We start from the raw sequence: 397 nt of genomic DNA, 5'->3' as shown, positions 1-397 counted from the left end.
ACGAAATTAGCATCATGCTAGCAAGTTAAGCGAACACTGACATGATAAATTAGTGGTTAGCTATATTTTTTTACTTTGCAACAGAACCAAATTTTTTATATTTGGAAACAAAAAGAGTATTTAGTGAGTGAATTGCATGATTTAACAGAACAAGAAAAAAGAGAATTAAATCATCAAATGATTGATGAAATTGAAGAAGAAACATAAAGTGTTGGTCTTAGACTGACACTTTTTTATTGTTAAATATATGGTTGCCTGCCCCTGTGGGAACTATAAAAAAATGTATGCAAATTAATTTGCATGTAACTGGGCAGTGTCTTAAAAAATCGACACTGGTTTTTAGAAAAAATCATTTTGTGAAATCAAAATATATTTATTTGGCTCATATTTGCGTTTT

1 pseudogene is annotated in these 397 nt (G+C 29.0%); it reads left to right on the top strand.

The features are described 5' to 3' along the window. Positions 1–87: 87 nt before the first annotated feature. A pseudogene (locus tag CD129_RS10425) lies at positions 88–207 on the top strand (protein rep); the annotation flags it as partial. Positions 208–397: the final 190 nt, after the last annotated feature.

The sequence above is a fragment of the Mammaliicoccus fleurettii genome, assembly GCF_003970575.1.
Classification (GTDB): Bacteria; Bacillota; Bacilli; order Staphylococcales; family Staphylococcaceae; genus Mammaliicoccus; species Mammaliicoccus fleurettii.
This window is presented reverse-complemented; position numbering and strand designations above follow the sequence as displayed.